Genomic DNA, 26,179 nt, shown 5'->3' on the forward strand with positions numbered 1-26,179 from the left:
TCGCCGCCCGGTGGTGCGGATGTCGTACGCCCGGGACAGGATGGGGATCCACGGCGATCAACGGGGCGGGCGCTCCGGCGGTCCGGCGCGGGCCACCACCGTGGGGGCGCCGGAAATCCGGGCGCGCCGCGCGCCGCGGTGTGGGCACAATGCGCCGCGGGCGCCGACGGGAGGGCGCGCGCGCCGCGGGCGCGAACGGGGAGGGACACCATGCGCCGCAGGCGCGAACGGGGGACGGGCGTGTGACGGCCGACAGACGGATCGTGTGGCGCGGCCTGCGGGTGCTCGGGCACGCGATCGCCGAGCAGCCGCGGCTGTTCGCCATCGGCGTGTCCGGCAGCATCCTGTACAGCCTGCTGGTGATCGCCGGGGCGTACCTGTCCGGCTGGGTGATCGGGCACGTGGTCGTCCCCGCGGTCCGGTCCGGCGACATGGCCGTCGGCGTGCTCGCGCTGGCGGGGGCGGCGTTCGTCGCCGTCACGCTGCTGCGGATCGTCGGGATCTTCGGTCGCCGGCTGGGCGCGGGGTACATGCAGTTCCGGATGCAGGCCGCCGACCGGCGCCGGGTCACCCGGCGGTACCTGTCGCTGCCGCTGTCCTGGCACCACCGGCACCCCACCGGGGCGCTGCTGTCCAACGCCAACTCCGACGTCGAGGCCGCCTGGTTCCCGATCGCGCCGCTGCCGTTCGCCGTCGGCACCGTGGTGATGCTCGTCGCGGCCCTCGGCTCGCTGTTCTACACCGACTGGGCGCTCGCGGTGGTCGGCTGCGCGGTGTTCCCGGTGCTGTTCGGCATCAACGTCGTGTACTCCCGCCGGATGGCCCCCCGCCAGGCCCGCGCCCAGCAGCTCCGGGCCGAGGTCAGCGAGATCGCGCACGAGAGCTTCGACGGCGCGCTGGTGGTCAAGACGATGGGCCGGGAGGCGGCCGAGACCGCCCGGTTCACCGCCCGGACCAACGAGCTGCGCGACGCGCTCATCGCGGTGGGCCGGCTGCGCGGGGCGTTCGACCCGCTGGTCGAGGTGCTGCCGACGCTCGGCACGCTCACCGCCCTGCTGGTGGCCGCGCTGCGGCTGCGCCAGGGCGTGATCGACGTGGCCGACCTGGTCAGCGTCACGCTGCTGTTCACGGTGCTGGCGTTCCCGGTCCGGGCGATCGGCTGGGTGCTGGGCGAGCTGCCGCGCAGCGTCGCCGGCTGGGACCGGGTGCAGGGCGTGCTGCGGGCCGCCGGCGAGATGCCGTACGGCGACGCGGCCGGGCCGGCCGGCGGGGCGGCCGAGCTGCGGTTCGAGCACGTCACCTTCGCGTACGCGCCCGGCCGGCCCGTGCTCCGGGACGTGACCTTCACCGTCCCCGCCGGCCGGACCGTCGCGCTGGTCGGCCCGACCGGCGCGGGCAAGTCCACCCTCGCCGCGCTCGCCGCCCGGCTCGTCGACCCGACCGCGGGCGTGGTCCGGCTGGACGGCGTGGACCTGCGCGGGTACCGGGCCGACGCGCTGGCCGCCGCGACCGCGCTGGTGCCGCAGACCCCGTTCGTCTTCGACGACACCGTCGCCGCCAACGTGGCCCTGGACCGGCCGCGGGCCGACGCCGCCGCGGTCGCCCGGGCGCTCGGGCTGGCCCGGGCGGACGGGTTCGTCGACCGGCTGCCCGACGGCGACCGGACCGAGCTGGGCGAGCGCGGCACCACCCTGTCCGGCGGGCAGCGGCAGCGGCTCACCCTCGCCCGGGCGCTGGCCGGCGACCCGCGGCTGCTGGTCCTGGACGACGCCACCAGCGCCGTCGACCCGCGGGTGGAGGCGGCGATCCTGGCCGGGCTGCGCGGGCGGGCGCCGGCGGCGACGATCCTGCTGGTCGCGTACCGGCGGGCGACGATCGCGCTGGCCGACGAGGTGGTGTACGTGGAGCAGGGGCGGGTCGCGGGCCGCGGCACGCACGCCGAGCTGCTGCGCACGGTGCCCGGCTACGCCGACCTGGTGACCGCGTACGAGCAGGCCGACGCCGCCCGGGAGCAGGCGCACGCGTACGACGACGGGGAGTCCGCCGCATGACCGACCCGACCACCCCCGCGGCCGCCCCGACCGGTCCCGACGCCGACCCGGCCCCCGCGGCCCGCCCGCCCGCCCCGGCGGACCCCGCGGCGGGTTCCGGCGAGCCGGGTACGTGGGCGACGCTGCGGCGCGGGCTCGCCCTCTCGCCGGAGCTGCGCACCGGCCTGGCCGGCACGCTGGCGCTCGCCCTCGTCGCCCTGGCCGGGCGGGCCGCCGCGCCGGTGGCCGTCCAGCGGGCGATCGACGACGGGATCAGCGCGCCCGGCGGGCCGGACGTCGCCGTGGTCGCCGGCATCGTCGCCGCCACCGCCGCCGTCCTGGCGGTCACCGGGCTGGCCAGCTACCTGATGGTGCGGCGGCTGTTCACCGTCAGCGAGACCGCGCTGGCCAACCTGCGGGCGCGGGCGTTCCGGCACGTGCACGACCTGTCGATGCTGCACCAGCAGGGGGAGCGCCGCGGCACGCTGGTCGCCCGGGTCACCACCGACGTGGACCAGATCACCCAGTTCCTCCAGTGGGGCGGGGTGATCCTGCTGGTCAGCGCCGGGCAGGTGGTGGTCACCACCGTGGTGATGCTGGCCTACTCGTGGCAGCTCACGCTGCTGCTGTACCTGGTGTTCGTGCCGGCGCTGCTGGTGATCCGGCGGCAGCAGGCCAAGCTGGGCGGCGCGTACGCCGAGGTGCGCCGGCGGGTCGGCGCGATGCTCGCCGCGGTGTCCGAGAGCGTGGTCGGGGCGGCGGTGATCCGCGCGTACGGCGTGGCCGGGCGCACCGCCGGCCGGCTGGACACGGCGATCGACGCGCACCGCCGCGCCCAGTACCGGGCCCTGCGCACCTCGGCCAACGGCACCGCGATCGGCGAGTTCGCCGCCGGCGTCGGCCTCGCCGCGGTGGTCGTCGGCGGGACGGCGATGGGCGCGGCCGGGTCACTCAGCGTCGGCACGATCACCGCGTTCCTGTTCCTGGTGACGCTGTTCGTGCAGCCGGTGCAGATCGCCACCGAGGTGCTGAACGAGGCGCAGAACGCGATCGCCGGCTGGCGCCGGGTGATCGACGTGCTGGACACCGACCCCGACGTCGCCGACCCCGGCGCCGACGGGGTGCGGCTGCCGGCCGGGCCGATCGACATCCGGTTCGCCGACGTGCGGTTCCGGTACCGGGCGGACGGGCCGCTGGTGCTCGACGACATCGACCTGGAGATCGGCGCGAAGTCGCGGGTGGCCGTCGTCGGCGAGACCGGCAGCGGCAAGACCACGTTCGCCAAGCTGCTCACCCGGCTGATGGACCCGAGCGGCGGCGAGGTGCGGCTGGCCGGGGTGCCGTTGCCGCGGGTGCGGTTCGACTCGCTGCGCGCCCGGGTGGTGATGGTGCCGCAGGACGGGTTCCTGTTCGACACGACCGTCGCCGGCAACATCCGGTTCGCGGCGCCGGCGCTGTCCGACGCCGCGCTGGTCGCGGTCTTCGCCGAGCTGGGCCTGGCCGACTGGCTGGACGGGCTGCCGGCCGGCGCGCAGACCCCGGTGGGCGAGCGGGGCGAGGCGCTGAGCGTGGGGGAGCGGCAGTTGGTGGCGCTGGTCCGGGCGTACGTCGCGGACCCGGACCTGCTGGTGCTGGACGAGGCGACGAGCGCGGTGGACCCGGCTACGGAGGTGCGGCTCCAGCGCGCGCTGGACGCGGTGACCCGCGGCCGGACGACGGTGCTGATCGCGCACCGGCTGTCGACGGCGCGGGCGGCCGACGAGGTGCTGGTCTTCGACGCGGGCCGGGTGGTGCAGCGGGGGCCGCACGACGCGCTGGTCGCGGACCCGGAGTCGACGTATGGCCGGCTGTACGCCTCCTGGCTGGAGCAGACCCGCTAGCGCCCGCCCGCCCGCCGCCACGTGCTCGCAGAACGTGTCGCAGACGGCCGGAGGGGCCGCGGACGACAGTCCGCGGCCCCTCCGCACAACCCCGGGTCAGCGGGAGTAGAACTCGACGACGAGCTGCTCGTCGCAGTGCACCGGCACCTCGGAGCGCTCCGGCGCCCGCAGCACCGTCACGGTCAGCTCGGACAGCGCCACCGACAGGTACGGCGCGGTGGGGCCGTCGGCGTGCGCGCCGGCCGCGGCGACCTGGAACGGCGTCGTCGCGCGGCTGCGCTCCTTGACCGTGATGACCTGGCCGGACTTGAGCCGGTACGACGGGCGGTCCACCTTGGCGCCGTCGACCTGGATGTGGCCGTGCACGACGAGCTGCCGGGCCTGGTAGATGGTCCGGGCGAGGCCGGAGCGCAGCACGACGGCGTCGAGGCGCCGCTCCAGCAGGCTGACCAGCACCTCACCGGTCTTGCCGGCCGAGCGGACGGCCTCGGCGAACGCCTTGCGGAGCTGGCTCTCGCTGACGTTGTACTGGTGCCGCAGCCGCTGCTTCTCCAGCAGCCGGACCTGGTAGTCGGACGGCTTGCGCCGGCCGCGTCCGTGGACGCCCGGCGGGTAGGGGCGCCGCTCGAAGTACTTGACGCACTTGCGGGTCAGCGGGATGCCGAGGGCCCGGGAGAGCCGGGCCTTGGGCCGCGGGGTGTTCAAACCGTGGTCTCCAAGCGTGGTCGCGGCGTTGGCCTGCAACGCCGGTCGGTCGGCGCCCGCGGGCGCCGCACATGGCCGTAGCGCCGGAGCCCGAAACGGGACCGGCGCGGTGGTCGGGCCGGCGCGGTCGCGTCGCCCGAGCACTCCGGGCGCGGCGGTGCCGGCCCGGTGGACCCGCGGTGCGGCTGCCGGTGCGGAACCGGTGGCCGGCGCGGGGCCGTGCGCGTCCGGCACGCTGTGCGATGCGCGGAGCGCGCCGGCGGACCGGTGCACTCGGCGCACGGCACACCGTCGCCGCGCGCGCCGGGCGGCGGACCGCCCGGCCACCCCGGCGGCACGCCGCCACGGGTGATCCCGTACAGCCTACCCGGACCGCCCGGCGGCACTCCCGGCGCCCCGGACCGGGGAGTGATACCGCAAGTCGGGTCGACTCCGCCCCATGAACCAGTTAGGGTTCCCTAACCTTACTGGCCGCGGCGCGGCCGGTGGACGCCCCGACCAGCACCCATGGAGGACGGTATGTGGCCCAGCCCCGCCGCGGTGGCCCGCGCGCTGGCCGCCGGACGGTTACCCGGCAACCTGTACGTCGCCTGCCGGCCCAGCCCGCAGCCGGTCTGCTACGCCTGTGACCCGTCCGGCCGGCTGCTCCTGCTGACCCGGACCGGCACCCCGGTCGGCCGCTCGCTGCGGCCGCGCCCCGGCGACCGGCCGCCCGCGACGGTGCTGGAGGTGGCCGACCGCCCGTGCCCGGGCGCGGCGTCGCTGGGCCGGGTGTGGCTGAGCGGCTGGGCCCGACCGCTGGACGGCGAGGCGGCCCGGGCGGCGGCGCTGGAGTTCGCCGCCGTGCACCCGACCGGCGTGCTGCTCGACGTCGGCCGCGGCGCGGTGCTGCACCACGTGGAGCTGGACGGCGTCCGGCTGGAACGGGCCGGCGTGACGATCGACGTGGAGCCGGCGGACTTCGCCGCCGCCGCGGCGGCCGGGCCGGAGCAGTTGCTGCGGCTGCGCGAGGCGATCGGCCAGCGCGCTCAGGGCGCGGGGCGCCCGCCCGGCTCGCCGGTGAGGTAGTGCTGGACGACCGGGCCGACGGCGGCGACGACCCGGTCCCGCGGCAGGGACGCGATCGGCTCCAGCTTCAGCAGGTACCGCATCACGATCACCCCGCCCATCTGCGCGGCGACCAGGCCGAGCCGCAGGTCGGCCTCGGGGCCGGTCAGCCCGAGCGCCCGGCCGACCCGGCGCATCACCTGGGTGAGCAGGAAGTCGCGCAGCAGCCGGGCGGACCACTCGCTGCTCATCGCCGAGCGCAGCAGCGCCGCGGCGGCCGTGCCGGCGGGGGAGTCCCACACCGACAGCGCCGCCGCGACCAGCCGCTCGCCGATGCCGTCCCGGTCGCCGTCGAGCACCGCCGTCAGTACCTCGCCCGGGTCGATCGGCATCTCCAGCGTGGCCCGGAAGAGCTGCTCCTTGCTGCCGAAGTAGTGGTGCACCAGCGCCGGGTCCACGCCCGCGTCGGCCGCGATGCCGCGGATCGACGCGCGGTCGAACCCGCGCTCGCCGAACGCCGCCCGCGCCGCGGCGAGGATCGCCCCCCGGGTGTCCGGGCTGCCCGCCCGCCGTCCGCTCCGCCGTGCCACCGGCCCTCCCCACGCTCCCCGTTGATCCTGCCCGAACCCGCCGCCCGCCGCGCGGCGGGGGCGGCGGGCGGCGGTGCGGAGTACCGGGTCAGCCGGTGCGCCGGCGCAGGGTCGCGGCCGCCAGCACCAGGGTGAGCAGGACGGCGCCGGCGACGATCGCGAGGTCGCGCCAGACGGTGCCGGTCGGCTCGGCGTGCCGGCCGACGAGGTCGAGGGCCTCGACGGCGTAGGACAGCGGGAGCACGTCGCTGACCGCCCGCAACCAGCCGGCCATGGCGTCGCGCGGCACGAACAGCCCGCACAGCAGGATCTGCGGCAGCGCCACCACCGGCATGAACTGCACCGCCTGGAACTCGGTCCGGGCGAACGCGCTGCACAGCAGCCCCAGCCCGACCCCGAGGACGGCGTTGACCACCGCGATGAGCAGCACCAGCCAGGCCGGGCCGGCGGTGTCCAGGCCGAACAGCCAGTAGGCCACCCCGGCGCCGACCGCGGCCTGGACCGCGGCGGCCAGGCCGAAGGCGATGCCGTACCCGAACAGCAGGTCCAGCTTGCCCAGCGGCGTGGTGAGCAGCCGCTCCAGCGTGCCGGTGGTCCGCTCGCGCAGCATCGCGATGCTGGTCACCAGGAACATGACGATGAACGGGAAGATCCCGAGCAGGACCAGCGCCACCCGGTCGAAGACGCCGGGCGCGCCGTCGTACATGAAGTGGATCAGGGTCAGCAGCAGCGTCGGGACGGCGACGAGCAGGCCGACGGTCCGCTTGTCGTTGCGGAGCTGGCGCAGGATGCGGCCGGTCGTGGCGGCCAGGATGCGGGCGGACATCAGTTCTCCTCGCCGGCGCCGCGGCGGATCAGCCGCAGGAACGCCTCGTCCAGGTCGTCGGTGCCGGCGCTGGCGCGCACGGCGGCGGGGGTGTCGTCGGCGATCAGCCGGCCGGCGCGGATGAGCAGCAGCCGGGCGCACCGGCCCGCCTCGTCCATCACGTGGCTCGACACGAGCACGGTCGTGCCGGCGGCGGCGAGCGCGTGGAACCGCTGCCACAGCTCCTCGCGCAGCACCGGGTCCTGCCCGACGGTCGGCTCGTCGAGCACGAGCAGCCGCGGCGACCCGACCAGAGCGCAGGCCAGCGACGCCCGGCTGCGCTGGCCGCCGGACAGCGAGCCGACGAGCTGCCGGGCGGCGCCGGCCAGGCCCACGTCGGCCACGGCGGCGTCGGCCGCCGCCGCGTCGGCGCCGGCGAGGGTGGCGAAGTACCGGGCGTTGTCCCGGACGCTGAGGTCGGCGTACACGCTGGGGGCCTGGGTGACGTAGCCGACCGCGCGGCGCAGCGGCGCCGAGCCGGCCGGGGCGCCCAGGACGGTGACCCCGCCGGACTCGACCACCTGTACGCCGACGATCGCCCGCAGCAGCGTGGTCTTGCCGCTGCCGCTGGGCCCGAGCAGGCCGGTCACGCTGCCGGCCTCGATGCGGGCGCTGATGCCGTGCAGGACGGTCCGGCCGCCCCGCTCGACCACCAGGTCCGCCACGTCCACTGCCGCCGTCATCGCGCCCTCCCGGGTTATTTCATCAGGTAGTGAATTCAACGCTAGCTGAATTCCGTCCGGCGGGCAATCCCCGGGCCCGCGCCGGGCCACCCCGGCGCGGGCGGATATGCGGTACGGCCGGCGGGCCGCCCCGGGGCAGGATGGTGCGGTGGACGCGAAGCAGGAGCCGCTGGACGGCGTGCGCTGGGACCGCGACGGCCTCGTACCGGCCGTCGTACGGCAGTACGACACCGGGGAGGTGCTGATGCTGGCCTGGATGGACCGCGCGGCGCTGGACCGCACCCGCAGCACCGGCCGGGCGACCTACTGGTCGCGCAGCCGGCGCTCGTACTGGGTGAAGGGCGAGACCTCCGGCCACCACCAGTACGTCAAGTCCGTCGCGCTCGACTGCGACGGCGACGCCCTGCTGGTCAGCGTCGACCAGGTCGGGCCCGCCTGCCACACCGGCACCCGGACCTGCTTCGCCACCGACCTGCCGGCCGTCGTCGGCCACCGCACCGAACAGGAGGCCACCGCGTGACCACCGGAGCCGTCACCCCCGACCCCGCCGGCTTCGCCGCCGCGGCCGCCCACCGCCGGGTCATCCCGGTGGTCCGCCGGCTGCTCGCCGACGGCGAGACCCCCGTGGGCGTGTACCGCAAGCTCGCCGGCGGGCCCGGCACGTTCCTGCTCGAGTCCGCCGAGCACGGGGCCGGGTCGGCCTGGTCCCGGTACTCGTTCATCGGCGTGCGCAGCAGCGCCACCCTCACCGCCCGCGACGGCGCCGCGCACTGGCTCGGCACCCCGCCCGACGCCGTACCGGTCGACGGCGACCCGCTGTCGGCGCTGGCGCTCACCGTCGCCGCGCTCGCCGACCCGCCCGGCACCGACGACCCGGGCCTGCCGCCGCTGACCGGCGGCATGGTCGGCTACCTGTCCTACGACGCGGTCCGCCGGTTCGAGCGGCTGCCCGACCTGACCGCCGACGAGCTGGGCATCCCCGAGCTGGGCCTGATGCTCGCCACCGACCTGGTCGTGCTCGACCACTACGCGGGCGCGGCGATCCTCATCGCCAACGCGGTGCTGCCGGCGGACCGGGACGACGCGGCGGTGGCGGCGGCGTACCACCACGCGGTCGGCCGGCTGGACGCGATGACCACGGCGATGTCCCGGCCCACCCCGCCGCTGATCTCCACCGTGGCCACCGGGGTGGACCCGATGGCGGGCGTGGTCAGCCGTACCCCGGCCGGCGACTTCCCGAAGGCGGTCGAGGCGGCGAAGGAGGCGATCCGGGCCGGCGAGTGCTTCCAGATCGTCGTGTCCCAGCGGTTCGAGCGGGCCACCGACGCCGACCCGCTGGACGTGTACCGGGTGCTGCGCACGACCAACCCGAGCCCGTACATGTACCTGCTGCGGTTCGACGACTTCGACATCGTCGGCTCCTCGCCGGAGGCGCACGTCAAGGTCACCGCCGAGGGCGGGGTACGGCGGGCCATGCTGCACCCGATCGCCGGCACCCGGCCGCGCGGGGCGGACGCCGACGCCGACGCCCGGCTGGCCGCCGAGCTGCTGGCCGACCCGAAGGAGCGGGCCGAGCACGTGATGCTCGTCGACCTCGGCCGCAACGACCTGGGCCGGGTGTGCGCGCCGGGGACGGTCGAGGTGCCGCAGTTCGCCGAGATCGAGCGGTACAGCCACGTCCTGCACATCGTCTCCACCGTGGTCGGCGAGCTGCGCGACGACCGGACGGCGTTCGACACGCTGGCGGCGACCTTCCCGGCCGGCACGCTGTCCGGCGCGCCGAAGGTCCGGGCGATGGAGGTCATCGAGGAGCTGGAGCCGGCCCGCCGCGGCCTGTACGGCGGGACGGTCGGGTACCTCGGCTTCAGCGGCGACCTGGACATGGCGATCGCGATCCGGACGGCGCTGCTGCGCGACGGCCGCGCGTACGTCCAGGCGGGCGCCGGGATCGTCGCCGACTCGGACCCGGCGGCCGAGGAGGAGGAGAGCCGGACCAAGGCCCGCGCGGTCCTCACCGCGATCGCCGCCGCCGAGACCCTCCGGGCCGCCCGGTGACCGACCCGCCCGCACCCGCCGGAGCCGATCCGCCCGCCGGGGCCGATCCGCCCGGGGCCGATCCGCCCGTCGCCGCCGGGTCCGCCGGCCCGGCCGCGGGGGCCGGCGGGTCGGCGGCGCGGTCCGGGGGGCGGGAGCTGGTCGGGGCCGTGCTGGTCGCCGCCGCCGGCGCCGGCGCGGCGCTGCTGGCCGGGCGCGGCGGGTCCGCGCCCGCCGCCGCCCCGGTCGAGCCCGGGCCCGGCACCGGCCTGCCCGGCTGGCTGCCGGCCGTCGCCTGGGCGGCGCTCGCCGCCGCCGGCGCGCTCGTCGCCACCCGCGGCGCCGCCCGCCGCGCGGTCGGCGTGCTGCTCGCCGCCGCCGGGCTGGCCCTGCTGGCCGGCCCGGTCGCCGCCGGCACCGCCGGCCCGGGCCGCACGGCCGCCGCGGCCGCGGGCGGCGCGCTGGCCGCGCTGGCCGGGCTCGCCGCGCTGCTGCGCGGGGGGCGCTGGCCGGCACTCGGCGCGCGGTACGAGCGCACCCCGGCACCCCGGCCGGGCGCGGCGGACCGGCCGGCCGAGCGCAATCGGCTGAGTTGGGCGGCCCTGGACCGCGGCGAGGACCCCACTATTCACTGACCGTAGTCAATTGACCCTGGCATCCGCCCCGGAATGCGCGAAGTGCGGATTATGCAGCACTACGTACCGTGAGCTACGCCATACCCCCGCGCCGAGGCCGGAACAGCGAGCACATAGCATCGGCGCATGACACCCGGAGGGGGGAGTCCGTTGGTGACAACGAGACAGAGCGGCAGCGGTTCCGGCAATGTGCTCGACGAGATCCTGGCCGGGGTCCGCGAGGATGTCGCCGCGCGCCAACTCGCCATCCCCATGGAGGAGATGAAGCGGCGCGCCGCGGCCGCCGCGCCGCCGATCGACGCCTACGCGGCGCTGCGCCGCCCCGGCGTCGGCGTGATCGCGGAGGTGAAGCGGGCGTCGCCGTCCAAGGGCGCGCTCGCCGACATCCCCGACCCGGCGGACCTGGCCACCCAGTACGCCGACGGCGGCGCCCGGGTGATCAGCGTGCTCACCGAGGGTCGCTGGTTCGGCGGCTCGCTGGAGGACCTCGCGGCCGTCCGGGCGGCCGTGACCATCCCGGTGCTGCGCAAGGACTTCGTCGTCTCCAGCTACCAGGTGCACGAGGCCTGGGCGCACGGCGCCGACCTCGTCCTGCTGATCGTCGCCGCGCTGGAGCAGAACGTCCTCGTCGGCCTGCTGGAGCGGATCGAGTCGCTCGGCATGACCGCGCTGGTCGAGGTGCACGACATCGAGGAGACCGACCGGGCGCTCGCCGCCGGCGCGAGGGTCATCGGCGTGAACGCCCGCGACCTGCGCACGCTCGAGGTCGACCGCTCGGTGTTCGAGCGGATCGCCCCCGGCCTGCCGGCGAGCGTCGTGAAGATCGCCGAGTCGGGGGTGCGCGGGCCGCACGACCTGATCCGGTACGCGTCCTCCGGCGCCGACGCGGTGCTGGTCGGGGAGGGCCTGGTCACCACCGAGAGCCCGCGCGACGCCGTCGCGGCGCTGGTCACCGCCGGCAGCCACCCGGCGACGCCGAGGCCGAACTGATGTCCGCCGTACCCGACGCTACCGGCCACTTCGGCCGGTTCGGCGGCCGGTTCGTCCCCGAGGCCCTGATCGCCGCCCTCGACCAGCTCGACAAGGCGTGGCGGGACGCGCGCGACGACCCGGCGTTCACGGCGGAGTTCGACCGGCTGCTGCGCGAGTACGCGGGCGCGCCGTCGCTGCTGTACCCGGCGACCCGGCTCTCCGCCGAGGTCGGCGCGCGGATCCTGCTCAAGCGGGAGGACCTGAACCACACCGGCGCGCACAAGGTCCGCAACGTGCTCGGCCAGGCCCTGCTCACCCAGCGGATGGGCAAGCGGCGGATCATCGCCGAGACCGGCGCCGGCCAGCACGGCGTCGCCAGCGCCACCGCGGCGGCGCTGTTCGACCTGGAGTGCGTCGTGTACCAGGGCGAGGTCGACACCCGCCGGCAGGCGCTCAACGTCGCCCGGATGCGGATGCTCGGCGCCACGGTCGTCCCGGTCACCACCGGCTCGCGGACGCTCAAGGACGCGATGAACGAGGCCCTGCGCGACTGGGTCAGCACGGTCGACACCACGCACTACCTGATCGGCACGGCCGCCGGCCCGCACCCGTTCCCGAGCATGGTCCGCGACCTGGTCCGCGGCATCGGCGTCGAGGCCCGGGCGCAGTGCCTGGCCCAGCTCGGCACGCTGCCCGACGCGGTCGCCGCGTGCGTGGGCGGCGGGTCGAACGCGATCGGCATCATGCACGGCTTCCTGGACGACGCCGACGTCCGGCTGTACGGCTTCGAGGCCGGCGGCGACGGCGTCGGCACCGGCCGGCACGCGGCCAGCATCAGCGGCGGCGGCGTGGGCGTGCTGCACGGCACCCGCTCGTACGTCCTGCAGGACGACGACGGCCAGACCATCGAGTCGCACTCGATCTCCGCCGGCCTGGACTACCCCGGCGTCGGCCCCGAGCACGCCTGGCTGCACGACACCGGCCGGGCCGACTACCGGTCGGTGGACGACGCCGCCGCGATGGCCGCGTTCCAGCAGCTCTGCCGCACCGAGGGGATCATCCCGGCGATCGAGAGCGCGCACGCGCTGGCCGGCGCGATCACCCTCGTGCCGGAGCTGACCGCGGCGCTCGGCCGGGAGCCGACGATCGTGGTCAACCTGTCCGGGCGCGGCGACAAGGACATGCACACCGCCGGGGCGTACTTCGGCCTGCTCGACCCGGAGGACGGCCGATGAGCCTGGCGCCCGCGTTCGCGAAGGCCCGCGCCGAGGGGCGCGCGCTGGTCGTCGGCTGCATGCCGGCCGGCTTCCCCAGCGTCGAGGGCAGCATCGCGGCGATGACCGCGATGGTCGAGGCCGGGGTGGACGTCATCGAGGTGGAGCTGCCGTACTCCGACCCGGTGATGGACGGCCCGGTGATCCAGCGGGCCAGCGACCTGGCGCTGGCCGGCGGGGTGCGCACGGCCGACGTGCTGCGGATCGTCGAGGCGGTCGCCGCGGCCGGGGCGCCGGTGGCGATGATGACGTACTGGGCGCCGGTCGAGCGGTACGGCCCGGACCGGTTCGCCCGCGACCTCGCCGCGGCCGGCGGGGTCGGCCTGATCACCCCCGACCTGATCCCGGACGAGGCCGGCGAGTGGCTGGCCGCGGCCGACGCGCACGGGCTGGACCGGGTCTTCCTGGTCGCCCCGTCGTCGACCGACGAGCGGCTGGCGATGACCGTCGGCCACTGCCGCGGCTTCGTGTACGCCACCAGCGTGATGGGCGTGACCGGCGCGCGCGAGCGGACCTCGGACGCCGCGCCGGGGCTGGTCGCCCGGGTCCGGGCGGTGGATCCGGACATTCCGGTCGCCGTGGGCCTGGGCGTGCGCGACGGCGCGCAGGCCGCCGCCGTCGGCGGCTACGCCGACGGCGTGATCGTCGGCAGTGCCCTGATCCGCTGCCTGCTGGACGCGCCGGACGGGGACGCCGGGCTGGCCGCGCTCCGCGCGCTGTCGGCCGACCTGGCCGCCGGCGTGCGCCGATCCGCGCGCCCCGCCGCCCCGGCCGGCTGACCCGGCACCCCGGCCGGGCGGCCCGACCCGCCCGGCCGCCGGCGGCGCGGTCCCACCCGGGTATTCCCCGGGGATACCACCCATCGATAGGGTGCTGACCGTGAATCTCGCCGCCATCCCCAGCCCGACCACCGCTGTCTGGCACCTCGGGCCGTTCCCGGTCCGGGCGTACGCGCTGTGCATCGTCGCGGGGATCGTCATCGCCTGCGTCGTCACCGAGGCCCGGCTGCGCCGCCGCGGCGTCGCCCCCTGGGCCGTGCTGGACGTGGCCGTCTGGGCGGTGCCGTTCGGCGTCGTCGGCGCCCGGGTGTACCACGTGCTGACCTCCTGGACCGACTACTTCGGCTACAACGGCGACCCGGTCAAGGCCCTGTACATCTGGGAGGGCGGCCTGGGCATCTGGGGCGCGGTGGCCGGCGGCGCCGTCGGGGCGTGGCTGGGCTGCCGGCAGATCGGGCTGCCGCTGCGGGTGTTCGCCGACGCGCTGGCGCCGGGGCTGCCGCTGGCGCAGGCGGCCGGGCGGTTCGGCAACTGGTTCAACAACGAGCTGCACGGCGGGCCGACCACGCTGCCGTGGGGCCTGGAAGTGCACGTGATGGACCGGGTGAACCCCGGCCGGGCGCTGCTCGGCCCGGACGGCGGCGCGCTCACCCTGCCGGGGCTGTACCACCCGACGTTCCTGTACGAGGCGCTGTGGAACGTCGGGGTCGCCGTGCTGGTGATCGCCGCCGAGCGGCGGTTCCGGCTGGGCCGGGGGCGGGCGTTCGCCCTGTACGTCGCCGGGTACACCGTCGGCCGGTTCTGGATCGAGCTGATGCGCACCGACCCGGCGCCGGAGCTGCTGGGGCTGCGGTTCAACGTGTGGACGTCGCTGGTGGTGTTCCTCGGCGCCGTGGCGTACCTGGTGCTGGTCTGCGGCCCGGCCGAGTACGTGCTCCCGGCGGCGAACGGCGGGTACCGGGTGGTCGACGCGGCGGCGTACCGGGCCGCGGCCGACGCCGCCCCGGCGGCGGACGCCGGCGCCCCGGCGGCCGCGGTGCCGGCCGGGTCAGCCCGGCCCGACGAGGTCGTCGACGAAGCTGATGATCGTCCCGACGAACCGCGGTAGGTGCTCGGCGAAGTCCGACCGGACCGGCTCCGGGCAGCCCGGCAGCTCGCGGGCGTGCGGCAGGCGGGCCAGCAGGGCGTCGACCGTCCGGCGCTGGTGCTGCCGGTTCTCCGGCAGCGCGGGCAGCACGCCCACCGGCATCCGCAGCGCGGTCAGCTCGGCGTGGGTGACCCCGCGCAGCGTCTGCCCGTCCAGGAGCTGGGACACCTCGGCGGTACGGGCGCCGAGGCTGTCCAGCCGGGCGTGGGTGGAGGCGTCCACGTCCGGGTCGCCGGCCGTGGCCGGCCAGGCCAGCAGCAGGCCGCGGACCCGGCCGGGGTCGATCAGCGCCGCCCGGACCGCCGCCGAGCAGCCGTGCGAGGCGGCGATCAGCGTGACCGGCTCCGCCGGCAGCGCGGCCAGCAGGTGCACCCCCTCGGTCACCCAGGACGGCGCCCGGTCCGGCCGCTCCGGCGCGCTGACCCGCAGCCCGTGCCCGGCCAGCGCGGCGGACACGCCGGTGTCGTGCCAGTACCGGCCTGCGGTCTGCGAGTCCCACAGGCCGCCGTGGACGAGGACGAGCGGTGCCATCAAGCTGCTCCCGGCATGTCGGCGCGACGGACCCGGCCCGCCGCGGCGGGCGAACGATCGGGGTGTCCCGAGTGGACCGCGGGGGCGGATGCCGCGGTGCGGGAGGTCAACCTAGCAGTCCGCCCGGCCCGCCGCAGCGCGACCGCGGACCTGATGCACCGGTCGGGGAAAGTACGGCCGGACCGGCCGATGTTCACCCCGGGCCCACCGGCGGGGGCCGCCGGGCGGGGCTAGCCTGGGGGCGTGACGCGACGCGCGAAGATTGTCTGCACGATCGGCCCCGCGACCGCCAGCGCCGACGGGGTACGGGCCCTGGTCGACGCCGGGATGGACGTGGCCCGGCTCAACTTCAGCCACGGCACCCGCGAGGACCACGAACAGGTGTACGGGCTCGTCCGGCAGGCCGCCGCCGACACCGGCCGGGCGGTCGGCATCCTGGCCGACCTCCAGGGTCCCAAGATCCGGCTGGGCCGGTTCGCCGACGGCGGCGCCCAGTGGGACACCGGGGACTCGGTGGTGATCACCGGCGAGGAGGTCGAGGGGGTGCGGGACCGGGTGTCCTGCACGTACCGGGAGCTGCCGCACGAGGTGAAGGTCGGCGACCGGCTGCTCATCGACGACGGCCGGGTGGCCGTCGAGGTGCGCGAGGTGACCGGCCCGGACATCCGCTGCCTGGTCACCGAGGGCGGCCCGGTCTCCAACCACAAGGGCGTCTCGCTGCCCAACGTCGCGGTCAGCGTGCCGGCCCTGTCGACCAAGGACACCGACGACCTGCGCTTCGCCCTGAACCTGGGGGTCGACCTGGTGGCGCTGTCGTTCGTCCGGGCGGCGGCCGACATCACCCTGGTGCACCGGGTGATGGACCAGGTCGGCGTGCACCGGCCGGTGCTGGCGAAGGTGGAGAAGCCGGAGGCGGTGGACGAGCTGGAGGCGATCGTCCACGCCTTCGACGGGATCATGGTCGCCCGCGGCGACCTCGGCGTCGAGCTGGCGCTGGACCAGGTCCCGCTGGTGCAGAAGCGGGCCGTCCAGCTCTGCCGCGAGCTGGCCAAGCCGGTGATCGTAGCGACCCAGATGCTCGACTCGATGATCGAGAACACCCGGCCGACCCGGGCCGAGGCGTCGGACGTGGCCAACGCCGTCCTGGACGGCGCAGACGCGGTCATGCTCTCCGGCGAGACCAGCGTCGGCAAGCACCCGCGGCTGACCGTGGAGACCATGGCCCGGATCGTCCGGACCACCGAGGCCGGCGAGATCCGGGTACCGAGCCTCCAGCACGACCCGCGCACCCACGGCGGGGCGATCACCGTCGCGGCGTCCCGGATCGCCCGCAGCATCGACGCCCGGGCGCTGGTGGCGTTCACCCAGACCGGGGACACCGTACGGCGGCTGTCCCGGCTGCACTGCGACCTGCCGCTGCTCGCGTTCACCCCGGTGGAGGACGTCCGGCAGCAGCTCGCCCTGTCCTGGGGGGTGGAGAGCTTCCTGGTGCCGTTCGTCGAGCACACCGACGACATGTTCGCCCAGGTCGACCAGGCCATGCTCGGGCTGGGCCGGGCCCGGCCGGGCGACTACGTCGTGGTGGTCGCCGGCAGCCCGCCGGGCACCCCCGGCTCGACCAACACGCTGCGGGTGCACCGGGTGGGCACCCTGGTGCCGCCCGCGTGACCGCCGCCGACCCGGGGCCCGCCGCTGCGGGCTCCACCGGCCCGGGATCCGCCGACCCGGCGTCCGCGGGTCCGGGGTCGGCCGGTTCGGGGTCGGCCGGTTCTGGGTCGGCCGGGCCGGCGTCGGGCGGTTCGGGGTCGGGTGGGCCGGCGGACGCGCCGCCCGGCGGTGGGCAGGCGGCCGTGGACCAGCTCCTCGCGCTGCTGGACCTGGAGCGGGTGGACGACTGCACGTTCACCGGCCGGTCGCCCCGGGTCGGCCCGCAGCGGATCTACGGCGGCCAGGTCGCCGGGCAGGCGCTGGTCGCCGCCGGCCGGACCGTCGACCCGAGCCGCTCGGTGCACTCGCTGCACGGGTACTTCGTCCGCGGCGGCGACCCGACCGAGCCGGTCGAGTACCGGGTGGAGAACGTCCGCGACGGGCGCTCGTTCTCCGTCCGCCGCTCGGTCGCGGTCCAGGGCGGGCGGCCGATCTTCTTCATGTCGGCGTCGTTCCAGCGGGCCGAGCACGGGCTGGACCACCAGGCGCCGGGCCCGCCGGACGTGCCCCGGCCCGAGGACCTGCCGACGTTCCTGGAACGCCTGGCCCCGTACCCGGAGCGGGCCGCGTACTGGCTGTCGGTGCCCCGGCCGCTGGACGTGCGGTACGTCGGCGAGCCCGGCTGGGTGCCGCCGGGGGAGCGGGCGGCCGAGGCGCACCAGCGGGTCTGGATGAAGCTGGACGGGCGGCTGCCCGACGACCCGCTGCTGCACGCCTGCGCGCTGACGTACGCCTCGGACCTCTCGCTGCTGGACTCGGTGCTGGCCGTACACGGCGAGTCCTGGGGGCCGGGCGGGGTGGTGGGGGCGAGCCTGGACCACGCGCTGTGGTTCCACCGGCCGTTCCGAGCCGACGAGTGGGTGCTGTACGACTGCTGGAGCCCGTCGGCGCACGGCGCCCGCGGCCTGGCCACGGGGCGGGTCTTCACCGCGGACGGGCGGCACGTGGCCACGGCCGTCCAGGAGGGCCTGCTGCGCCGCGTCGGCGGCTGAACACCGCGCAACAGCGACGGCCGTCCGCGTTCCCGGGCCGTCCGCGCAGCTCCCCGCTTCAGCGGCGCGGTGCTTGTCCGGGTGCGGCCGCGGTACGGAACACGGGTTGCCTCCTGTCGTCGGCCGGGAGGGCAGGGCATCGGGTCGGGTGCCGATGCCCTGCCCGGTGGGGACCACGCCTCACCCGGTCCGGCAGCAATGGCCGTAGCGGTACCGGGCCGGGGGGATTGCTCGGCGTGGTGTGCCCGGACAACGCCCGTGCACGAGATCAAGACTCACCGCTACGCTGGCGCAACAGAAGGTGATGCGCCGCCGGCCGGCTCGACGACCGACTCCGCGCGGCGGGGGAGCTCCGGGCACTGTGGCAGCAGGAGGAGGCCGAGCGCCGGGCGCGCCGGGCGGCCCGTCGGGACATCTGTACCGGGCGGGCGACGCGGACGCCGCCCGCGATGTCCACGACCGGACGGCGCGGCTCGCCGACAACGTGCGCTCCGTGCGGCTGGACCGGGACCTGGCGACGATGAACCGCGTCGCCGCGAGCTGCCGCCAATGAAGGAGATCCCTGTCGATCGAGGACGACCACCGGACCGTCGCCGCGTCGGGCGCCGGCGACCTGCCGCCCGTCGCGTACCTGACCACCGGCCGGGTCCGGCCCGCCGGGGACAACTGGGTCGCCGAGATCGGCGTCCCGCCGCACACCGTCGCCCTCGACCACCTGTGCGCCGGCCGGGCGGAGGCGCACGGCCGGGTGACGGCGGAGATCCGGGCCCGCCGGTCGGCGTTCGCCGCCGCGCACGGCCTGGCGGTGGACGGCTGGGCGCCGCCCACCATCCTTACCCGGGACACCGCGGACCAGGTCGAGCCGCGGAGGGCGCTGGGCACCGCCCACGGCTGACCCCGAGCCGGGGTCAGTTGTCGACGACGACCCGGTCGATGTCGGGGGCGCGGCCGCCGGGGTTGGCGAAGCCGATGACGTTGGTGCCGGCGACCAGCCGGAACGGCAGGCTCAGCGAGCCCACCCGCCCGTCGGTGTCGGGGAACGACGTGCTGCCGATGAACCTCCCGTTCACCGTCAGGGCGGCCGCCCGGGTGCTGCCGGCGACGTAGTGGATCGTCACCGTCCGGGTGCCGGCGGCCGACAGCGGTACCCGCAGCGCCAGCGTGTTGCCGCCGCCCAGGTTGCTGACCACCACGCCGCCGGACGCGCCGTCGACCCCGCGCAGCCGGGCCGACCCGGTACGGGTGTTGCCCGACGACTCGGCCTCGAAGCTCAGCCCGGCCGGCGCGGACGTGCGCTGCTCGCTGGCCTTCTTCGCTGGCGCCCGGGTGGGCTTCGGCGTCGCGCTGCGCGACGGCGACGGCGACGGGGACGGGGTGCGGATCGGCGCGCCGGGGCGCAGCGCCTCGTCCACCGCGTCCGGGATCGGCGCCTCGGGCTCGCTGGAGCCGGGCAGCGCGGCGGGGCTGGTTCCGCCGACGATGTGGGCCGCCGGGCGGTCGGCGGTGAACTTGGCCGCGATCGGGGCGCCGACGGCGACCGCCGCGGCCGCCGCGGCGGCGAGCATGGCGCCGCGGGAGCGCAGCCGGCGGGGCGTGCGGTGGCTGCCGGCGTGGTCGTCGGCGCGCTCGGACGACCGGCCCGGCGCGGCCCGGCGCCCGGCGCGGTGGCCCTCGGGCCGCCCGGCGCGCGGGTTGCCCGGGTCACCGGCGCGGTGGCTCTCGGGCCGGCCGGCGCGGGCGGTGCCGGCGGCCGAACCCGTCCGGTGGCCGGCCCCGCCGGTCGCGGCCCGGTGGTCGGCTCCGCCGGGTGCGGCCCGGTGGCCGGGCGGCGGGGCGGCGGCGCCCCGGCGGTTGTCGGCCGGCGGCTCGCGGTCGGGGCGGTCGGCGCGCGGCGGGCGCCCGTCCCGGTCGGTGTCGGGTCGCCGGACGGGCTGGCCCGACGAGGTGTGCCGGCCGCGGCTGTCGCCGGGGCGGCGCCGGCGGCCCGGGGGCTGTGCCATGGCTCGCTCCGTCCCCTGTGCGGTGTCGCCCCGGCCGGCGGCGGGGCGCCCCGATACCCGGTCCGCGGCGCGGTTGCGGCGCGCCGTGAGGGGCGGCGGAGGATCCGACCGTACCGACGGCCGGGGGTCGCTCCAAAGGGGGAAAGCGGACCTGAAAAGTCACCGTTTGGTCAGTCGGATTCCTTGCTGAAACAACGCGGATGTCCGTTTCCGGTGCGTGCGGGGGAGTCAGTCGGGTCGGCCCGGGGTGCCGTTGGGTTACCCGGGTTCCCCGGCTGGCCGACAGCGCCTAGCGTCTCTGGACATGACCAGCGAATACCTCCGCACCGCCGAGAGCCCCGCCCCGTGCGTGCGCAGTCTCGGCCGGGCCCGGGACGCCCTCGACGACCTGATGGCCCGCGTGGGGGTCGACGGCCTCACGCACGCGCTGGCCGACCCCGCCGGCCTGGCCCGGCTGGACCAGCACGCCGCGGACGTCCGCGAGGCGGTGCACGACGCCGGCCGCCGGCTCGGCCCGGAGGCGCTGGCCAGCTACGCCGCCTCGGTGACCGCGGCCGCGCAGCGGATGGGCCTGTTCCTGCCCGAGCCGGGCGAGGCCGCGCCGGCGCACCTCGACTGGGCCCGGGCGCCGTGGCACCTGCTGCGCCTGACCGCCGTCTGCGCCATCGCCGAGGAAGCCGGCTGGCTGTAAACGCAAAGACGTGAAACGAACGGAAATTCTGCGCCCCGTCAGTGAATGACCAGCTCAGCAGCCGTTGTGACCAGTGGTGAAACTTGCCAAACGGCAGTACGGCGTTCCCCCGCCCCGCACCGTGTGATCACCTCTTCAGCGGACCGCCCCCGCGTCGCTGGGTCGCGTGGGCGGTCCCGGCGGTGCCACGCCCCCGGGGAGGCATGACGTGGCCGGGTCCGGCCGACCAATGCGGTGGTCGGCGGGCTCGCTCCCCGCGGTACCGCCCTGACCGATGGTTCCCATCGGGCTGCGGCTGCGGGATGGCGCGGTGGTCCTGACGCTGTCCCGCAGTCGCGTGGCCCGCGACCGCCCGCGGATCGACGGGCGGGGTGGCAGGATCGACGGGATCCAGCGGCCGCGGGAGAACCGGCGGCCGCCGGAGGATCACCGAAGCCGCGCGAGGGTCAGCGGGCGCGTGAGGATCAGCGGGCGCGTGAGGATCAGCGGGCCGCGCGAGAATCGCCGCGCCGCGCGGGGTCAGCGGCTGTGTGAGGGTCAGCGGCCGTGTGAGGGTCAGCGGGCGGCGCGGGACGTGCCGGTCAGCGTGACGAACTCGCGGCAGGCGTCGCCGCTCTCCCCGCCCAGCGTCGGCCCCGGCCGCTGGCAGACCACCCGGAGCTGGATCGTCTGCCCCGCGGCCACGTCGATCGGCGACACCCAGTGGTAGTCCAGGTCGCGGAAGTTCGCCAGGGACAGGGTCAGCAGCGGCTGCCCGGCGGCGAGCACGTCCAGCCGGCCCAGGTCGCCCTGCGGGTTCTGCAACACCAGGTCCGTGACCGTGACCGTCCGGCGCGCCGGCACCGTGTACGTCTGCGTGGTCGTGGCGCCGAGCGCCGTGACGCCCGCCAGCCGCTCGCGCAGCGGGCGGGGTGCCGCCCGGGTCGCCGTACCGGGGGTGGTGCCGGGGCTGTCCGCGGCGGCCAGGGCCTCGTCGGCCCGCTGCTCGGCGGCGGTCGCCCGGGCGACGGCGTCGGCGGCGGTCCGCTCGGCGTCGGCCACCGCGCCGGCCGCGGCGTCGCGGGCCGTGGCGTCCAGCGCGGGCCGGACGGCGAACGCCCACAGCGCCGCCAGTGCCAGCACCGCGGCCAGCAGCAGCGCCAGCGGCCGCAGCAGCGCCCGGGAGAGCACCGGCTCCTGGACCGCGGTGGCCGGCAGTATCGTCGGCGGGGTGCCGTCCTCGCCGGTGACGATCACCTGGAACGGGCGGCTGACCGGCTGCCCGTGCCAGAGCAGCCCGCGGTGCCGGGCGTGCAGCGTCGCCAGCACCGAGCGGCCCGGCGGCAGCACCACGCCGGTGGGGCGCAGGCGGAAGCGCAGCGCGTTGTCCGGGTCCACGGCGGACAGGCCGACCGTGAGCGGGACGTTGCCGCGGTTGTCGATGACGATCCGGTGCACCCCGGTGCGCCGGGACCGGGACAGCCGCGGGACCACCTCGCCGGTGGTGTCGGCGAACGGCAGCAGCGTCGCCGTACCCTCGGGCACGCTCGTCGTCTCGGGGTGCTCGCGCGGCGCGACCCGGATGCCGTACGGGACGGGCCCGGCCGGGGCGGTGGCGCTGCGCGGCGGCCGGAAGGTCACCATCGCGTGCCCCTCGGTACCGGGGAAGACGGTGAGGTCGGGCGGCTCCACAGTGGCCCAGGTGGCGGCGGGGCCGACGACGTCCAGGTGGTACGACTCGACCGCGTCCCCGGTGTTGCGGACCGTCAGGGCACACTGCGTCTCCCCGCCCGGCCGCAGCGTCGGGTCGGCGGGCTCCAACGACGCCCGGGTCGGCGCGGTCATCGTCATTCCGTCAAGGTAGGTCGTTTCCGGGGTCCCCGCGGGCAGTCCCGCGGATTGCGGTCGGGGCAGCGAATGTGATCGGGATTCACGCCCTTTGGGCAAAGAGCCGGACCCGTCCGGGTGCCCCCGGGTACGCTCAGGCCGGGCATTCGGGACGCGGGTGAAAGGGGACAAACGGCAATGGACCGGATTGCAGTGACAGTCTTCGCCGAGGATCCGATCTCCCGGGTCGGGCTGGCCGGGCAACTGCGCCCGCGCCCGGAGGTGCGCGTGCTCGAACCCGGCGAGAGCACCGACGCGCGGGTCGCGCTGGTGGTCAGCGAGGCGGTGGACGACGCCGCGCTGCGCCAGCTCCGCACCCTCGGCCGCTCGCACACCGCCCGGCTCGTCCTCGTCGCCACGCACATCGCCGACGCCGACCTCGTCTCGGCCGTCGAGGCCGGCATCTCCGGCCTGGTCCGCCGCGCGGAGGCCAGCGCGGACCGGCTCGTGTCGGTCATCCAGTCGGCCGCCGTCGGCGAGGGCACCGTGCCGCCGGACCTGCTCGGCCGCCTGCTCGACCAGGTCGGCCGCCTCCAGCGGCAGGTGCTCAGCCCGCGCGGGCTGCACTTCTCCGGCCTCGCCGAGCGCGAGGTCCAGGTGCTCCGGCTGGTCGCCGACGGGCTGGACACCGCCGAGATCGCCGCGAAGCTCTGCTACTCCCAGCGGACGGTGAAGAACGTCCTGCACGACATCACCAGCCGGCTGCAACTGCGCAACCGCTCGCACGCGGTGGCGTACGCGGTCCGGCAGGGCCTGATCTGAGCCGCGGCCCCCGGGTGGGGCCGCGGACGCCGGCGGGGGACCGGGGAGGTGCGGTGCGCGGTCGGGGGCCGATCGGCGCGGGCAGCGCCGCCGTACTGCTGGCGGGGCTGCTGGTGCCGAGCAGCGCCCCGGCCCGCGCCCCCGCCGACCCCGCGCCCGCGCCGGGGCGGCTGGCGTTCGCCAGCACCCGCCAGCCGGTGATCGAGGGCCCGGCCGGGGTGACGCGGCCGGGCGCGGCCCCGTCCGCCGCCGTCGGGTCGGCGTTCGTACTGGTCGACAGCCTTGCCGACCCGGCCGGGGACGTCGTCCTGCGCCGCACCGGCGCGCCCGACCTGCCGGTCGCCCCGCACCCGGCCGCCGACCGCGAGCCCGACCTGTCGCCGGACGGCCGGTGGGTCGCCTTCGCCTCCGACCGGGCGGCCGGCCACTTCGACCTCTGGGTGGCGGCCGCCGCGGGCGGCACCCCGGTGCGGGTCACCGCGGGGCCCGGCGACGAGCGGTGGCCGAGCTGGGCGCCGGACAGCACCCGCCTGGTCTACCGCGGCGGCGCCGCGGGCGGCGCCGGCGACCTGTTCACGGTCGCGCGCACCGGCGGGGTGCCGGCGCGGCTGACCGACACGCCGTACGACGAGCGGGAGCCCGCGTGGGGGCGGCGGTCGGGGCTGGTCGCGTTCACCACCACCCGGTACGGCGAACCGGCCGTCGCGACGGTCCCGGCGGCCGGCGGGGCGGAGGTGCGGCGGACCGCGCCCGGCGCCGACGCGAGCGAGCCGGCGTGGGCGCCGGACGACACCGCGCTCGCGGTCACCGTGCGCGGTGGGGCGTCGGACCGGTACGGCGACATCCACCGCCAGCCGCTCGTCGCGGCCGGGCCGCCGCCGGCGAGCACGCCGGTGCCCGGCGCGGCGGTACCCGGGCGGCCGGCGGCGCACCCGGCCCGGACGGCGGACGGGGTGCGCTGGCAGAGCGCGGGAGTCGGCGCGGGCAGCGGTGTCTGGGACGTCGGCGCGGACGGGCGGGCAGCGGGGGAGCTGGCCGCGCCGCCGGCGGGGGCGCCGGGGGCACGAGCGCCGGCGTACCGGCCCGACGGGCGGCGGATCGCATACTCGGTCGGCACCGGCGGTGGGCGGCGGATCGTGGTGGCGGGGGTCGACGGGCGGGGCCCGCGGCCGTTGCTGCCGGCGGCGGCGAGCGCCGGGTCCGACGAGGACGATCCGGCGTGGTCGCCGGACGGGCGGTTCCTGGCCTTCACCCGGCAAGCCGACGGTCGCGCCCGGGTGTGGATGGCCCGGCTCACCGACACGCCGGGCGGGCCGGCGGCCGACGCGCCCGTGGAGGTCGACGCCGGGGCGTGCCCGGACCGGGCCGACGGCGAGCCGGCCTGGTCCCCGGACGGCAGCCGGCTGGCCCTCACCCGCCGCTACCCCGCGCCGCCCGCGGGATCGCCGACGCCCGCGCTCTCGGCTCCCGGGACGCCGGCGCCCGGCGCGTGCCCGCCCGGCGACGGCGCCCGGCACGTCCTGGTGGCGGCGGTCCACACCGACGGCGGCGGCGTGCGCGCGGACCCGCCCGCCGACCTGACCGCGGCGGCCGGGTACGGCTGCGACTGCGCCGGCCCCGCCTGGTCGCCGGACGGGCGCCGGCTCGCGTACACCGGCGGCGGGCGGCTGCTGCTGATGAACGCCGACGGCAGCGCGCCGACGCTGCGGTACCCGCGCGCCGACGACCCGCCGCTGCGCGCGGCCGACCCGGCCTGGTCCCCGGACGGCGGCACCCTCGCCTTCACCGCCCTCCCCCCGAACCCGGCCGACCCGCCGGCGGGCACCACTCCGCCGGCCGGCGACGACCCGGTCCCGGCCGGGGCGCGGATTCACACGCTGCCGGTCGCGGACGGGCCCGCGACGCCGCTGTTCGACCCCGCCGGACCGGCCGGCGACGGGCAGCCCGCGTACCAGCCGACCGCCGACCTGCGGGTCGAGCTGCGCGCCGAGCCGCCCGCCGTGCCGGTCGGCGGTACCGCCGCCCTGGTCCTGCGGGTGACCAACCTCGGCCCGCTGCCCGCCCGCGGCGTCGTGGCCACCCCGGCCGTGCCGGCCGGGCTCGCGGTCACCGGCGCCCCCGACTGCGCCGCCGGGCCGACCCCGCGCTGCCCGCTCGGCGACCTCCCGCCGGGCGCCGCCGTCGAGCGCCGGGTCGAGGTCCGGGGCGAGGCCGCCGGCGCGTACCGGGCGGGCGCAGCCGTCGCCGGTACGGTCGCCGACCCGCGCCCGGACAACGACGCCGCCACCGCCGCCCTCGACGTCGGCGCCGGCTCGCTCGGCCGGCCCGGCCTGTCCGTGACCGGCGTCGCCGAGCCCGCGGTCGGGTACCTCGGCGGCGGCGACCTGACCGTCCGGTTCACCGTCCACAACGGCTTCGCCGGACCCGCCGCGGCGACGCTCGCGGTGGCCCTGCCGCTGCCCGTCGCCGCCGCCCCGGCGGGCTGCGCCGGGCGCACCTGCGCGCTGGGCGAGCTGCCGCCCGGCGCGGACCGCACGCTGACCTACGTCCTGCGCCCCGCCCGCGCCGGCGACCACCGCGCCGCCGCCGCGGTCACCGGCACCCGGCCCGACCCGGACCGCGCCGACGACCGGGCGGCGGTGGCCCTGCGCGTACTCCGGCCGCAGCTCACGATCACGCCGGCGGTCGGGTCGCCCGGTTTCGTCGCCGACGTGTCCGGCGTGGACTTCCCGCCGGACACCCCGGTCCGGCTCATCTGGCAGCGCGGCGTGACGGCGACCCCGGACCCGGTACTGACCGGCCCGACCGGCACCCTGCACGCCCCGATGCTCGTCCTGCACCGCGACGTCCGCGGCCCCCGCCGACTCGTGGCCACCCCGGCCGACGCCGCCGCCTTCACCCCCACCGCGGCAGCCTTCCTGGTCCAACCCCGCCCCCGCACCCTCCCACCCCGCGCCCCCTGACCGTCGCCGCGCCCCGCCCGACCTCG

Annotated in this window: 22 protein-coding genes and 1 pseudogene; 17 read left to right on the forward strand and 6 right to left on the reverse strand. The window is 77.2% G+C overall.

Features of this window, described 5'->3' with window-relative positions; translation table 11 throughout:
* The first annotated feature begins 260 nt into the window (after nt 1–260).
* Both IEY94_RS03760 and IEY94_RS03765 read left to right on the forward strand, forming a co-directional pair.
* The gene (locus tag IEY94_RS03760) at nt 261–2,051 is read left to right on the forward strand and encodes an ABC transporter ATP-binding protein (protein WP_229783325.1); all 1,791 of its coding nucleotides are present in this window, start codon (nt 261–263) and stop codon (nt 2,049–2,051) included.
* Complete coding sequence (locus IEY94_RS03765) at nt 2,048–3,910, forward strand: ABC transporter ATP-binding protein (protein WP_189168564.1); 1,863 nt, start codon at nt 2,048–2,050, stop codon at nt 3,908–3,910. Before IEY94_RS03760 ends, IEY94_RS03765 begins: the two co-directional genes overlap by 4 nt.
* 96 nt (nt 3,911–4,006) lie before the next feature.
* Here IEY94_RS03765 and rpsD read toward each other — a convergent pair whose 3' ends face one another.
* Nucleotides 4,007–4,615, reverse strand: coding sequence for a 30S ribosomal protein S4 (rpsD, locus tag IEY94_RS03770; protein ID WP_189168565.1), 609 nt, complete (start codon nt 4,613–4,615; stop codon nt 4,007–4,009).
* A gap of 519 nt (nt 4,616–5,134) precedes the next feature.
* On the opposite strand from rpsD, the gene IEY94_RS03775 reads away from it, so the two are divergent.
* A complete protein-coding gene (locus IEY94_RS03775; RefSeq protein ID WP_189168566.1) occupies nt 5,135–5,683 on the forward strand; it encodes a hypothetical protein in 549 nt (182 codons plus the stop codon).
* Here the strand turns inward: IEY94_RS03775 and IEY94_RS03780 are convergent.
* The 3 genes from IEY94_RS03780 to IEY94_RS03790 form a co-directional block, all read right to left on the reverse strand.
* The gene (locus tag IEY94_RS03780; protein ID WP_189168567.1) at nt 5,644–6,252 is read right to left on the reverse strand and encodes a TetR/AcrR family transcriptional regulator; all 609 of its coding nucleotides are present in this window, start codon (nt 6,250–6,252) and stop codon (nt 5,644–5,646) included. The two genes, IEY94_RS03775 and IEY94_RS03780, sit on opposite strands and share 40 nt — an antisense overlap.
* 88 nt (nt 6,253–6,340) lie before the next feature.
* Entirely contained in the window at nt 6,341–7,078 is a 738-nt protein-coding gene (locus IEY94_RS03785) for an ABC transporter permease (protein ID WP_189168568.1), read from the reverse strand.
* Nucleotides 7,078–7,800, reverse strand: a complete 723-nt coding sequence (locus IEY94_RS03790; protein ID WP_189168569.1) for an ABC transporter ATP-binding protein — start codon at nt 7,798–7,800, stop codon at nt 7,078–7,080. The genes IEY94_RS03785 and IEY94_RS03790 overlap by 1 nt, the downstream gene beginning before the upstream one ends.
* Nucleotides 7,801–7,906: 106 nt before the next feature.
* Here IEY94_RS03790 and hisI point away from each other — a divergent pair, with 106 nt between their 5' ends.
* From hisI to IEY94_RS03850, 11 genes and pseudogenes are all read left to right on the forward strand, one after another.
* Complete coding sequence (gene hisI / locus IEY94_RS03795; RefSeq protein WP_189168570.1) at nt 7,907–8,320, forward strand: phosphoribosyl-AMP cyclohydrolase; 414 nt, start codon at nt 7,907–7,909, stop codon at nt 8,318–8,320.
* Entirely contained in the window at nt 8,317–9,855 is a 1,539-nt protein-coding gene (locus tag IEY94_RS03800; RefSeq protein ID WP_189168571.1) for an anthranilate synthase component I, read from the forward strand. The genes hisI and IEY94_RS03800 overlap by 4 nt, the downstream gene beginning before the upstream one ends.
* Nucleotides 9,852–10,469 carry a Trp biosynthesis-associated membrane protein gene (locus IEY94_RS03805; RefSeq protein ID WP_189168572.1) on the forward strand — a complete coding sequence of 206 codons (618 nt, stop codon included), beginning with the start codon at nt 9,852–9,854 and terminating at the stop codon, nt 10,467–10,469. Before IEY94_RS03800 ends, IEY94_RS03805 begins: the two co-directional genes overlap by 4 nt.
* 189 nt (nt 10,470–10,658) lie before the next feature.
* Nucleotides 10,659–11,459 (forward strand): indole-3-glycerol phosphate synthase TrpC, encoded by an 801-nt coding sequence (gene trpC / locus IEY94_RS03810; protein WP_229783326.1) that lies wholly within the window; start codon nt 10,659–10,661, stop codon nt 11,457–11,459.
* Nucleotides 11,459–12,676 carry a tryptophan synthase subunit beta gene (gene trpB / locus IEY94_RS03815; protein ID WP_189168574.1) on the forward strand — a complete coding sequence of 406 codons (1,218 nt, stop codon included), beginning with the start codon at nt 11,459–11,461 and terminating at the stop codon, nt 12,674–12,676. The genes trpC and trpB overlap by 1 nt, the downstream gene beginning before the upstream one ends.
* Nucleotides 12,673–13,494 (forward strand): tryptophan synthase subunit alpha, encoded by an 822-nt coding sequence (gene trpA / locus IEY94_RS03820; protein ID WP_189168575.1) that lies wholly within the window; start codon nt 12,673–12,675, stop codon nt 13,492–13,494. The genes trpB and trpA overlap by 4 nt, the downstream gene beginning before the upstream one ends.
* 100 nt (nt 13,495–13,594) lie before the next feature.
* Nucleotides 13,595–14,693: pseudogene (lgt, locus tag IEY94_RS03825) on the forward strand (prolipoprotein diacylglyceryl transferase); the annotation flags it as partial.
* Between the two features lie 722 nt (nt 14,694–15,415).
* Entirely contained in the window at nt 15,416–16,840 is a 1,425-nt protein-coding gene (pyk, locus tag IEY94_RS03835) for a pyruvate kinase (RefSeq protein WP_189168578.1), read from the forward strand.
* A 182-nt stretch (nt 16,841–17,022) separates the two neighbouring features.
* Nucleotides 17,023–17,871 (forward strand): acyl-CoA thioesterase, encoded by an 849-nt coding sequence (locus IEY94_RS03840; protein ID WP_189168579.1) that lies wholly within the window; start codon nt 17,023–17,025, stop codon nt 17,869–17,871.
* Between the two features lie 361 nt (nt 17,872–18,232).
* Nucleotides 18,233–18,424 (forward strand): hypothetical protein, encoded by a 192-nt coding sequence (locus IEY94_RS03845; RefSeq protein WP_189168580.1) that lies wholly within the window; start codon nt 18,233–18,235, stop codon nt 18,422–18,424.
* A 195-nt stretch (nt 18,425–18,619) separates the two neighbouring features.
* On the forward strand, nt 18,620–18,766 hold the full coding sequence (locus IEY94_RS03850; RefSeq protein ID WP_189168581.1) for a hypothetical protein: 147 nt from the start codon (nt 18,620–18,622) through the stop codon (nt 18,764–18,766).
* A 13-nt stretch (nt 18,767–18,779) separates the two neighbouring features.
* Here IEY94_RS03850 and IEY94_RS03855 read toward each other — a convergent pair whose 3' ends face one another.
* Nucleotides 18,780–19,871, reverse strand: a complete 1,092-nt coding sequence (locus IEY94_RS03855) for a hypothetical protein (protein WP_189168582.1) — start codon at nt 19,869–19,871, stop codon at nt 18,780–18,782.
* Between the two features lie 304 nt (nt 19,872–20,175).
* Here IEY94_RS03855 and IEY94_RS03860 point away from each other — a divergent pair, with 304 nt between their 5' ends.
* A complete protein-coding gene (locus tag IEY94_RS03860; RefSeq protein WP_189168583.1) occupies nt 20,176–20,562 on the forward strand; it encodes a DUF6401 family natural product biosynthesis protein in 387 nt (128 codons plus the stop codon).
* Between the two features lie 555 nt (nt 20,563–21,117).
* On the opposite strand, the gene IEY94_RS03865 is transcribed toward IEY94_RS03860, so the two are convergent.
* A complete protein-coding gene (locus tag IEY94_RS03865; RefSeq protein WP_189168584.1) occupies nt 21,118–22,392 on the reverse strand; it encodes a COG1470 family protein in 1,275 nt (424 codons plus the stop codon).
* 174 nt (nt 22,393–22,566) lie between these two features.
* On the opposite strand from IEY94_RS03865, the gene IEY94_RS03870 reads away from it, so the two are divergent.
* Both IEY94_RS03870 and IEY94_RS23920 read left to right on the forward strand, forming a co-directional pair.
* Nucleotides 22,567–23,190 (forward strand): response regulator transcription factor, encoded by a 624-nt coding sequence (locus IEY94_RS03870; RefSeq protein WP_189168585.1) that lies wholly within the window; start codon nt 22,567–22,569, stop codon nt 23,188–23,190.
* A 53-nt stretch (nt 23,191–23,243) separates the two neighbouring features.
* On the forward strand, nt 23,244–26,153 hold the full coding sequence (locus IEY94_RS23920) for a DUF11 domain-containing protein (RefSeq protein WP_189168586.1): 2,910 nt from the start codon (nt 23,244–23,246) through the stop codon (nt 26,151–26,153).
* The last annotated feature ends 26 nt before the right edge of the window (nt 26,154–26,179 follow it).

It is taken from the genome of Pilimelia anulata (genome assembly GCF_014647895.1).
GTDB classification, from domain to species: domain Bacteria; phylum Actinomycetota; class Actinomycetes; order Mycobacteriales; family Micromonosporaceae; genus Pilimelia; species Pilimelia anulata.

Bases quoted from the DNA above. Each gene is read 5' to 3' on its own strand.
- IEY94_RS03790 (WP_189168569.1), bottom strand. From the start codon at position 7,800: ATGACGGCGGCAGTGGACGTGGCGGACCTGGTGGTCGAGCGGGGCGGC.
- IEY94_RS03870 (WP_189168585.1), top strand. From the start codon at position 22,567: ATGGACCGGATTGCAGTGACAGTCTTCGCCGAGGATCCGATCTCCCGG.
- hisI (WP_189168570.1), top strand. From the start codon at position 7,907: ATGCGGTACGGCCGGCGGGCCGCCCCGGGGCAGGATGGTGCGGTGGAC.
- IEY94_RS03765 (WP_189168564.1), top strand. From the start codon at position 2,048: ATGACCGACCCGACCACCCCCGCGGCCGCCCCGACCGGTCCCGACGCC.
- IEY94_RS03865 (WP_189168584.1), bottom strand. From the start codon at position 22,392: ATGACGATGACCGCGCCGACCCGGGCGTCGTTGGAGCCCGCCGACCCG.
- IEY94_RS03775 (WP_189168566.1), top strand. From the start codon at position 5,135: ATGTGGCCCAGCCCCGCCGCGGTGGCCCGCGCGCTGGCCGCCGGACGG.
- trpB (WP_189168574.1), top strand. From the start codon at position 11,459: ATGTCCGCCGTACCCGACGCTACCGGCCACTTCGGCCGGTTCGGCGGC.
- IEY94_RS03785 (WP_189168568.1), bottom strand. From the start codon at position 7,078: ATGTCCGCCCGCATCCTGGCCGCCACGACCGGCCGCATCCTGCGCCAG.
- IEY94_RS03860 (WP_189168583.1), top strand. From the start codon at position 20,176: ATGACCAGCGAATACCTCCGCACCGCCGAGAGCCCCGCCCCGTGCGTG.
- trpA (WP_189168575.1), top strand. From the start codon at position 12,673: ATGAGCCTGGCGCCCGCGTTCGCGAAGGCCCGCGCCGAGGGGCGCGCG.
- IEY94_RS03855 (WP_189168582.1), bottom strand. From the start codon at position 19,871: ATGGCACAGCCCCCGGGCCGCCGGCGCCGCCCCGGCGACAGCCGCGGC.